General features: G+C 73.0%; 7 protein-coding genes. 1 reads left to right on the top strand and 6 read right to left on the bottom strand.

Annotated features, from left to right (window positions below; all coding sequences use genetic code 11):
* From AXW62_RS38465 to AXW62_RS38455, 4 genes are all read right to left on the bottom strand, one after another.
* Window positions 1-2,228: Tex family protein (locus tag AXW62_RS38465; protein WP_060948443.1), on the bottom strand; the 2,228-nt coding region annotated here is incomplete at its 3' end.
* Between the two features lie 201 nt (window positions 2,229-2,429).
* Entirely contained in the window at window positions 2,430-2,573 is a 144-nt protein-coding gene (locus AXW62_RS44735) for an LPFR motif small protein (protein ID WP_169808210.1), read from the bottom strand.
* Between the two features lie 334 nt (window positions 2,574-2,907).
* Window positions 2,908-3,771 carry an SCO6745 family protein gene (locus tag AXW62_RS38460; RefSeq protein ID WP_060948442.1) on the bottom strand — a complete coding sequence of 288 codons (864 nt, stop codon included), beginning with the start codon at window positions 3,769-3,771 and terminating at the stop codon, window positions 2,908-2,910.
* Between the two features lie 141 nt (window positions 3,772-3,912).
* The gene (locus AXW62_RS38455) at window positions 3,913-4,671 is read right to left on the bottom strand and encodes an enoyl-CoA hydratase/isomerase family protein (RefSeq protein WP_060948441.1); all 759 of its coding nucleotides are present in this window, start codon (window positions 4,669-4,671) and stop codon (window positions 3,913-3,915) included.
* Between the two features lie 504 nt (window positions 4,672-5,175).
* On the opposite strand from AXW62_RS38455, the gene AXW62_RS38450 reads away from it, so the two are divergent.
* Entirely contained in the window at window positions 5,176-5,685 is a 510-nt protein-coding gene (locus AXW62_RS38450) for an ATP-binding protein (RefSeq protein ID WP_060948440.1), read from the top strand.
* On the opposite strand, the gene idi is transcribed toward AXW62_RS38450, so the two are convergent.
* Window positions 5,660-6,271 (bottom strand): isopentenyl-diphosphate Delta-isomerase, encoded by a 612-nt coding sequence (gene idi, locus AXW62_RS38445; protein ID WP_060948439.1) that lies wholly within the window; start codon window positions 6,269-6,271, stop codon window positions 5,660-5,662. The genes AXW62_RS38450 and idi overlap by 26 nt on opposite strands.
* A gap of 64 nt (window positions 6,272-6,335) precedes the next feature.
* Window positions 6,336-7,259, bottom strand: coding sequence for a cation diffusion facilitator family transporter (locus tag AXW62_RS38440; protein WP_030840489.1), 924 nt, complete (start codon window positions 7,257-7,259; stop codon window positions 6,336-6,338).
* Window positions 7,260-7,519: the final 260 nt, after the last annotated feature.

The raw sequence follows: 7,519 nt of genomic DNA, 5'->3' as shown, positions 1-7,519 counted from the left end.
CCGCGGGCCTGGTCGGAGCGGCCGCGGTCCCGTCCGCCGCCGGACGGGGCGCCCGCCTCGTCGTCGAGCCGCAGTGTCAGCGAGATCCGCTTGCGCGGGATGTCGACGTCCAGGACCTTGACCCGCACGATGTCACCGGGCTTGACCACGTCCCGCGGATCCTTGACGAACGTCTTGGACATCGCGGAGACGTGCACCAGACCGTCCTGGTGCACACCGACGTCGACGAACGCCCCGAACGCCGCGACATTGGTGACGACGCCCTCCAGGATCATCCCGGCCGACAGGTCGCCGATCTTCTCCACGCCCTCCTTGAAGGTCGCGGTCTTGAAGGCGGGACGAGGGTCGCGGCCCGGCTTCTCCAGCTCCTTGAGGATGTCGGTGACCGTCGGCAGACCGAAGGCGTCGTCCACGAACTCGTCCGGCCGCAGGCCGCGCAGCACCGCCGTGTTGCCGATGAGGGCGGACACATCGCCGCCCGCCTTGGCGACCATCCGCCGCACCACCGGATACGCCTCGGGGTGGACGCTCGACGCGTCCAGCGGGTCGTCGCCGCCGCGAATGCGCAGGAAGCCCGCGCACTGCTCGTACGCCTTGGGGCCGAGCCGGGCCACGTCCTTGAGCGCCTTGCGGCTGCGGAACGGGCCGTTGGCGTCGCGGTGGGCCACGATGTTCTCCGCGAGGCCGGTGCCGATGCCCGAGACCCGGCTGAGCAGCGGCGCGGAGGCCGTGTTGACGTCCACCCCCACGCCGTTCACACAGTCCTCGACGACCGCGTCGAGCGAGCGGGAGAGCTTCACCTCGGACAGGTCGTGCTGGTACTGGCCGACGCCGATCGACTTCGGGTCGATCTTGACCAGCTCGGCCAGCGGGTCCTGGAGCCGGCGCGCGATGGACACGGCGCCGCGCAGCGAGACATCGAGATCCGGCAGCTCCTGCGAGGCGAAGGCCGAGGCGGAGTACACGGAGGCACCCGCCTCCGACACCATCACCTTGGTGAGCTTCAGCTCGGGATGCCTGCCGCACAGCTCGCCCGCGAGCTTGTCGGTCTCGCGGGACGCCGTGCCGTTGCCGATCGCGATGAGCTCCACATCGTGCTCACGCGCCAGCCTGGCGAGCGTGTCGAGCGACTCGTCCCACTGGTTGCGGGGGACATGCGGATAGATCGTGTCCGTGGCGGCCACCTTGCCGGTCGCGTCGACCACGGCCACCTTCACCCCGGTACGGAAGCCCGGGTCCAGGCCCATCGTGGCGCGCGTCCCCGCCGGGGCGGCGAGCAGCAGATCGCGGAGATTGGCGGCGAAGACCCGGACGGCCTCGTCCTCGGCGGCCTGCCGCAGCCGCAGCCGCAGATCGATGCCGAGGTGGACCAGCACCCGGGTGCGCCAGGCCCAGCGCACCGTGTCGGCCAGCCACTTGTCGGCGGGCCGGCCGCGGTCCGCGATGCCGAAGCGCTGGGCGATGGAGCGCTCGTAGGAGGTGGGGCCGGTCTCCTCGGAGGGCTCCTCCGGCTCCAGCGTGAGGTCGAGGACCTCCTCCTTCTCCCCGCGGAACATCGCCAGCACCCGGTGGGAGGGCAGCTCGGTGAACGGCTCGGCGAAGTCGAAGTAGTCGGCGAACTTGGCGCCCGCCTCCTCCTTGCCCTCGCGCACCTTGGTGACCACCCGGCCGCGCGTCCACATGCGCTCGCGCAACTCGCCGATGAGGTCGGCGTCCTCGCTGAACCGCTCGGTGAGGATGGCCCGCGCCCCCTCCAGCGCGGCGGCGGCGTCCGCGACGCCCTTCTCGGCGTCCACGAAGGCGGCCGCGGCGGCCATGGGCTCCACGGTGGGGTCGCCCAGCAGCCCGTCCGCGAGCGGCTCGAGACCGGCCTCGCGGGCGATCTGGGCCTTGGTGCGCCGCTTGGGCTTGTAGGGGAGGTAGATGTCCTCCAGGCGGGCCTTGGAGTCCGCGGCGAGGATCCGCGCCTCCAGGGCCTCGTCCAGCTTGCCCTGGGAACGGATCGACTCCAGGACCGCGGCGCGCCGCTCCTCCAGCTCCCGCAGATAGCGCAGCCGCTCCTCCAGGGAACGCAGCTGCGCGTCGTCGAGCATCTCCGTCGCTTCCTTGCGGTAGCGCGCGATGAACGGCACGGTGGAGCCGCCGTCGAGCAGCTCGACGGCGGCTTTGACCTGCCGTTCCCGTACGCCGAGTTCTTCGGCGATCCTGCCTTCGATGGACGTCGTCACGATCACGCTCCGCTTTCGGTCTGCACTGCTCCTGCATTGTGGCAGGTGGCACTGACGAAGCGGTCGCGGCCGGCCCGTTCGGCGGGCCGAGCGGGCCGAGCGGGCCGGGTGGGCCGGGTGGGCCGAGCGGGCCGGGCGCGGGATCGCGGTGAGGGCCGGGTACGGGGACCGGCGGTCACCGGTGTCAGCCGGAAACAGTCGTCATACGTGCCTGCGACGGCGTGGTCCGCCCGCCGCGTCCGAGGCACCGCCGAAGAGGCGGGCCAGCGCGCGGAAGGGGAGCGTCACCACGGTTGCGATGGCGGCGCCGATGGTGCGGAGCACGTCGGCGATGGCGCGGAACACGGGGACCTCCTGTCGGTCGGTGGCGGGGTCGGCGGCGGCCGCCGGGCACCGTTCGCTACGCGGCGCACGGGCAAGCGCCGGCGTGCGCGGCGCGCGGTGTGGGCGCCCGGTTGTCAGACGGCCGATCGCGCACGACAAGCGGGTATCCCGTTGTGCCCCTGCCAAACTCGCCCGCTGAGCGGCCCCTGTGCCGCCTCGGGTTCGGCGCGCGACGCTCGGATGCCTGGCCCTGGCCGAGGCGCTGGGCTGGGGGCTGGGGACGGGCGGGGCCCCGCGCCCCGTCCGTCCGTGTCTCCCCGGAGGCACTGCGGGCGCGGGGCGGGCCCGCCGACCGTCAGCTCTTGCCCAGGAGATCCGCCGGGAAGGCGCCGTTCTGGCGGGCGGTCATGGTGAACGTGGTGGCCAGCTCGGTCAGCCGGGCCACGCCCTCGGCTCCCAGGTGTTCGTACGGCGCCGCGTCCAGGCGGTCCGTCTCGTCCTCCAGGGACTGGCGCAGCCGCTCGCCCGCCTCCGTGAGCTCGTTGTCGTCGGTGAGCAGCCCGCGGTCGCGCAGGCGCTGACGGCCCGCCTCCCACTCCTCGGCGCTGAAGCCGCGGGTGCGCAGGATCCACTTGGTGGACATGCCCTTACCGGTCGCGGTGTGGGAGGCCAGCGCCTCGACCGCGTCGAGCCCGGCGGAGACCAGGGTCATCAGGTGTGCGTCCCCGCGGTGCTCGCGCAGCAGCGTGGCGGCGTGCCACAGCGCCAGGTGCGGGGCATCCGGGACGGGCAGGTCGGCGTGGGCGGCGTACAGCGGGCGGGCCAGCCGCGAGCAGCCCTCCGTGGCGCGCAGCGCCAGCTCGGCGGCCTCGGCCATCTCCTTGGAGGCGATGGCCTCTTCGCCCAGCACGCGCCGCAGCACCGAGTCGGCCGCCTGCCACCGGGCCTCCAGGGCGACCTCGGGGGAGATCACGTCCCAGGCGGCCGGAATGTGGCGGGCGATCAGCTCGTGGCTGAAGCTGAAGAAGGTGGCGGTGACGGTGCCCGGTCCCACCCGTCCCATCGCCGCCGCGCGTCCGACGAAGTAGGCGGCCGTGCTGTCCTCCAGGCCCAGCTTGGCGAGCTCCTCGCCATAGTCGGGGGAGAAGTAGATGGTGGAGTGGATCGGATTGACGACGCTGTAACACTTGTACGCGGCGCCCTCGGGGAGTGTGGTCATGACCGCAGGTTACCGACAGGTAGTCAGACGTGGTAGTCCGGATTCCCCCAGTGCCCGTCAGCCCCGCCGCCCGCCGTCCACTCCGCCCGCTGTCCGCTCCGCCCGGTGCCGTCCCGCCGGATCCGGCCACCTCCCGCCGGGTCATCCGGCCGGCGGGGTCCAGCCGAAGCGCGGAACGCGGCGTTCCAGGAAGGCCGCGATGCCCTCGGCGGCCTCCTCGCTCAGCTGTGCCTGCTCCCGCCAGTGGGCCACCCGGTCCGGCGCGGCCGGTCCGGCCGCGAACTCCTTGGCCGCCGTCTGGGTGAGCCGTGACCGGGAGACCAGCACCCGGGCGAACTCCGCCACCCGCTTGTCGAGCCCGCCCGCCGGCAGCACTTCGTCCACCAGCCCGGTGCGCAACGCCCGCTCGGTGTCGATCAGTTCACCGGAGAACAGCAGGAACTTGGCGGTGGCCGGTCCCACCAACTCGACCAGCCGGCGGGTCGACCCGGGGGAGTAGACGATCCCGAGCTTGGCCGGGGTGATCCCGAAGCGGGCGCCCTCCTCGGCGAACCGGAGATCGCAGGCGGCAGCGAGCTGGCAGCCGCCGCCCACGCAGTAGCCGCGCACCGCGGCCAGGGTCGGCTTGGGGAAGGCGGCCAGCGCCTCCTCGGCGGGCAGCGCGAGCCCGGTGGTCTCCTCGTACGTGGTGTTCAGCGAGCCGATGTCGGCACCGGCGCAGAAGGTGTCCCCGTGGCCGGTGAGCACCAGCGCCCCCACGGCGGGGTCGGCGGCGAGCCGGTCCAGCAGCGGGGGCAGCGCCTGCCACATCCCGGGGGTCATCGCGTTGCGCTTGGCGGGATGGCGGATGACGACGGTCGCTATGCCGTCGGCGACCTCGTGCTCCAGACAGGGCTCCATGCGGCGGATCGTATCCGGGCCGGGTCGGGGCGCCCCGGACGGCCTCCGGCCCGGGACGCCGCCGGGGCATCCAGGACAGGGCAGGTCGGCGCCAGGCATCGGCGGCAGAGACGGCGCCAGGGCGTCGGCGGCAGGTCGGTGCCAGGCATCGGAGTCAGGACGTCGAGGGCAGGTCGGCGCCAGGCACCGGAGTCAGGACATCGGGGGCAGGACGGCGCCAGGGCATCGGAGGCCGGACGGCGTCAGAGCATCCGAGGCAAAACGGTGCCAGGACGTCGGGGGCAGGCCGGGGCAGCGCCGCGCTGGGGCCCTCGGGCCGGTCATGACGGAGCCACCATGGTCGGAACCCAGGTGAGCAGGAACGGTCCAGCGCGTGACGCTGGCATACGCCAACGGTCAAAAGCGCTCGATAGGCGTCAAGTTGTGCTTACCGCGCCGGTCCGTACCAGAGCTTCCCAACACTCGGTACGAGTGGTCGGGCCGCGGCGAGGGTGGGTGTCGGACATGGAGACCGTCGGAAGAGTCCCCTCGGAACCGGGCCATGCCCCGCCTGCACCCCCGCCCCCGCCGGTCGCCTACGAGGGTGTGTGGCGGTTCACCGCACCGGCCCTCGACTCCTCCGTGCCCCAGGCGCGGCGCGCGGTGCGCGACCTGTTGGCCCATCAGCGGGTGCCCGTCGACGAGGAGCTGATGGCGAGTCTGCTCCTGATCGTCTCCGAACTGGTCACCAACGCCGTACGGCACGCGGCGCTGCTCTCCCCCGAGATCGCCGTCGAGGTCTCCCTGAGCCGGGACTGGGTCAGGGTGGCCGTCGAGGACAACCACCCCTACCGGCCCGTCGCCCTGATGGCGGACCAGGGCCGGACCGGCGGGCGTGGACTGCTGCTGGTGACGGCGATCACGGAGGAGACGGGCGGCGTCTACGACGTCGAGCACACGGCGAACGGCGGCAAGGTGGTCCGGGCCGCCCTTCCGCTGCCCGGGGCCGCTACCAGCCCGCCGCCGCTCCGGTGAGCTCCCGGATCACCGGACGGGCCGTGTCCAGCACGGTCATGAACCACGCCGAGAACGGTGCCTCGCCGTGCAGCTTCTCCAGCTCGTTGGGGGTGACGAAGGCGACCTCGGCGATCTCCTCGGGGTCCGGACGCGGCGCCACCCGCACCAGCCCCGCGAAGAGGTGGTTGTACTCCTGCTCCACCAGGCCCGAGGCCGGGTCGGGGTGGTTGTAGCGGACCGTGCCCGCCTCCCGCAGCAGCGCGGGCGCCAGGCCCAGCTCCTCACCGGTGCGCCGGGCGGCGGCCACGAAGGGCGGCTCACCGGGGTAGGGGTGGCCGCAGCAGGTGTTGGACCAGACCCCGGGGGAGTGGTATTTGCCCAGCGCACGGCGCTGCAGCAGCAGTCGCCCCGCCTCGTCGAAGAGGAACACGGAGAACGCCCGGTGCAGTCGGCCGGGCGGGAGATGTGCGGAGACCTTCTCCGCGGTGCCGATCGTCGTACCGTCCTCGTCGACCAGCTCGAGCATGATCGGTTCCTCGGAAGCGCTCGGCACGGCGGTCTCGGCGGTCTCGGCGGAGCCGCCGTTGGCAGGTGTGATCGGCATGACCATCCTCATAGTTCCGACTCGTGAGCGTCCAAGTCTGCCGCAGATGTGCCCCGTGCGCGTGTCAGTGGCACAGCTTGGCTTCGTGATCAGCATGCCCACCCGGTTCCAGCTGGAACGTGCAGTGCCCGACGTCGAAATGCTCCCCGAGACATCCCTGCAGAGCGTGCAGCATCCGTTCGTGCCCCATCGCGTCCAGCGCCCCGGGAGCGACCACCACGTGCGCGGAGAGCACCGGCATGCCCGAGGTGATGGTCCACACATGCAGATCGTGCAGTCCCTCGACGCCGGGGAGGCCGAGGATGTGGGCGCGTACCGCCGCCATGTCGACATCCCGCGGCGCCGCCTCCAGGAGCACGTTCAGCGTCTCGCGCAGCAGCTTGTACGTCCGCGGGACGATCATGAGGGCGATCACCAGGGAGGCGATGGGATCGGCGGCCTGCCAGCCGGTCGACAGGACGATCCCGGCGGACAGCAGCACCGCCAGTGAGCCCAGCGCGTCCGCCGCGACCTCCAGGAAGGCGCCGCGGACGTTCAGACTCTCCCGCTGCCCGCCCCTCAGCAGGGCCAGCGACACCGTGTTCGCCGCGAGGCCGACGGCGCCGAAGACGAGGGTCAGCCCGCCCTCGGTGACGGTGGGGGCGAGGAGGCGCAGCACCGCCTGGTAGAGGATGTAGCCGCCGACGCCGAACAGCAGCAGACAGTTGGCCAGGGCCGCCAGGATCTCGGCGCGGGCGTAGCCGTAGGTGCGGTGCGGGCTCGGCGGACGGCCCGCGAAGTGGATCGCCAGCAGCGCCATCGCGAGGCCGAGCGCGTCCGTGGCCATATGCCCGGCGTCCGCGAGCAGGGCGAGGGAACCGGCGAGGAGGCCCCCGGCGATCTCCACCGCCATCACCGTGACGGTGATGCAAAGGGCGATCCGCAGCCGCCACCGGTGGGCGGCGCCCGCCGTGATCTGGCCGCGGGCGTGGTCATGACCTGCGCCCATGTGCGTACGGCCCTCCTCCCGGCGGCGCGGCCCCTGCTCACCAGTGAACTACGGCACCGGGGCGGGGCCGGGTCAGCCGCGCCGTGCCGGGGCGCGCGGCACACTCGCGCCGGGTCGGGATCGCATCCGCCCCGGGCGGGGTCGGTATCCGCCCCGGGCCGGGTCGGGTGGGCACCTCCGCCGCGCTGGGCCGGGGCGGCATGCGCGCCGGGGCGGGGAGGTGCCCGGTCGGCCTCGCGGGTGCCCGCACCGGGCCAGGG

This window comes from Streptomyces hygroscopicus subsp. hygroscopicus (assembly GCF_001553455.1).
Lineage (GTDB): Bacteria > Actinomycetota > Actinomycetes > Streptomycetales > Streptomycetaceae > Streptomyces > Streptomyces hygroscopicus.
The sequence above is the reverse complement of the archived record's forward strand: the minus strand, read 5'-3'. Positions and strand labels throughout refer to the sequence as shown.